Below are 2,110 nucleotides of genomic sequence, written 5' to 3'. Positions count from 1 at the left end.
CGCATTCCCGCACCGTCTCGACGGGATCACCCGCAATGCCGCCTGAGTCCACACCCCTGACGCTCCCGCCGGTTCCGGCGAGAACCCCGATCTCGCCTGCGTTCCCTTTCAGGACGGCGACGTCAAGGGAGTCGAGGAGCCGCCAGGCGGTCTCGGTCCGGAACCGGGTCGCCCCCGCACCCACGGGGTCGAGGATGACCGGGATGCCGAGAACGTTCGCCCGGCGGCCGGCGATGAGCATCGCATCGACCTGCCCTTGCGAGAGCGTCCCGATGTTGAGGACGAGGGCACCCGCGGCGGAGACCATCTCGGCGACCTCTTCGGGGGCCTCGGCCATCACCGGGGCTGCCCCGGCAGAGATCGTGATGTTCGCACAGTCGTTGATCGTGACGCTGTTCGTGATATGGTGCACCAGGGGGCGGTGCGACCGCACGGCGGCAAGGAGGCCGGCGAGGATCGAGCCGTCCATGAGGTTTGCTGATGAGTCTTCTCTCGTGTTGCCCGGCATAACTACCCTATCTATTTCTGCGGCAATCGCATAAAACCGGCGTTGCCGGGAAGCCGGAACGCACCGGTTTTTGGCGCTCGTCTGCGTCCTGTCTCAGCACTTCGCTAAGATTTTTGGGGAAACCAACCGGAGGTCCAACCGCCGACTTCCCCTCGCGGCCTTCGCGTGAGACTCTATTGCCCCCTTACTGAAAACTCCGCGGAAGCACGCAAAGTTTGGTAATGGGGGTAGGCAATCCCCGTCAAGGCTTCGCGTCTTTCGCGCGAGGCTGTATCGTTATCCCCATCCACTAACTCACGCGGAAGGACGCGAAGATCTGTCCGGGTACCTGCAACACCCCTTCGCGGCTTCGCGGCCTTCGCGTGAGGCCTTGTTCGTTACTCTTGTACATCACCTCACGCGGAAGCATGCGGAAGTGCGCGAAGTCCGGGTGCTACCGACTCCTCGTTGCAGCGTCGCACGCGCCACATCGCTGCTGGGCGCCAAAATGAGTGAAGTACCGGGAAGAGAACCGGTCAGGTGTATCGAGATCGGGACCTCTCACGCCAGATCATGCCGCCGGAGGAACTCACGGACCTTCCGTGACTCGATCCAGCCCCGGTCCAGCTGCGTGATGTACTCATTGATCCGCTCAACCTGGGCGCGGACGATCGCCGCCGTCTTCTCATCGTCCAGCAGTTCCGCTCTACCGAGGATCACCTGCAGGGGCTGGCGGATGTGGTCGCCGAGGACGGCGAACTGCTCGATGTTTCGTTCGATCTGCTCGAACGCCTGCCGGCGAAGGTGCTCGTTCTGTTTTCGTTCGGTGATATCCCTCCCGACCACCTGGACGCCGACCACCCTCCCGTGCTCCATGATCGGGGACTCGTTCAGTTCGACGAACGCCGCCGTCCCGTCTTTGCGGCGGAACTCGACCTCGAGCCCCTCGACCGGCTCACCCCGGGCTATCTTCTTCTGCCCCTCTTTCCATGCGGCGAGCGAGGAGGGGCTGACGAAGTTGCGGCACCATGAGCCTACCAGTTCTGCGGGGGTGTAGCCGAGGATGCGCTCTACGGCCGGAGAGATATAGGTGATTCCGCCCTCATGGTAGCAGGTGTAGATCATATCGAAGCTCCGTTGCGCGATCTCGCGGAACTTCTCCTCGCTCATCATGAGCGCCTCTTCAGCCACTCTCCGCTCGATACCCTGCGCCAGGACGTTTGCTGCCGCCTGGACGAAGTTGATGTCGTCACGGGTGAAGATCCGGCGCATCCGTGTGTGGGCCCCGAGCACCCCGTATGGCGCCTTATCTCCCTGGATGATGACGCTGATGCCGCTCATGATCTCCTCGTCCCGGAGGAGGGCAGGGCCGTGGAACCTTGTTTCGGTCCTGAAGTCATCGACAATCACCGGTTTCCCGGAGAGAAGCGTATATCCTGCCTGGGAATCGGCTCCCCCCTCAACCCTTCTCATGCCGGTCTGGGCGCTGTCAAACCCGACAGCCGCCTCAAGCAGGAACATCTCCTCGTCGGGAAGGTACCGCAGCACCTTGACGTACTCGACCCCCAGGTGTTCGGCCACCGTCCTGACCACGGCATTCATCAGTTCCCGGGACCCGGCCCC

Annotated in this window: 2 protein-coding genes; both read right to left on the bottom strand. The window is 62.9% G+C overall.

Annotation, left to right across the window (positions count from 1 at the left end):
• The coding region (locus BP858_RS06330; protein ID WP_394339380.1) for a hydroxyethylthiazole kinase at nucleotides 1-508 on the bottom strand (508 nt) is incomplete at its 3' end.
• Between the two features lie 540 nt (nucleotides 509-1,048).
• Nucleotides 1,049-2,110, bottom strand: a 1,062-nt coding sequence (locus BP858_RS06325; RefSeq protein WP_286879132.1) for a PAS domain S-box protein, incomplete at its 5' end; no start/stop codon positions are given.

Origin of the sequence: Methanoculleus sp. UBA413, from assembly GCF_002502935.1 — an archaeon.
Classification (GTDB): domain Archaea; phylum Halobacteriota; class Methanomicrobia; order Methanomicrobiales; family Methanoculleaceae; genus Methanoculleus; species Methanoculleus bourgensis.
Note: the sequence above shows the minus strand (reverse complement) of the source record. Positions and strands in the feature narration are given on the sequence as shown.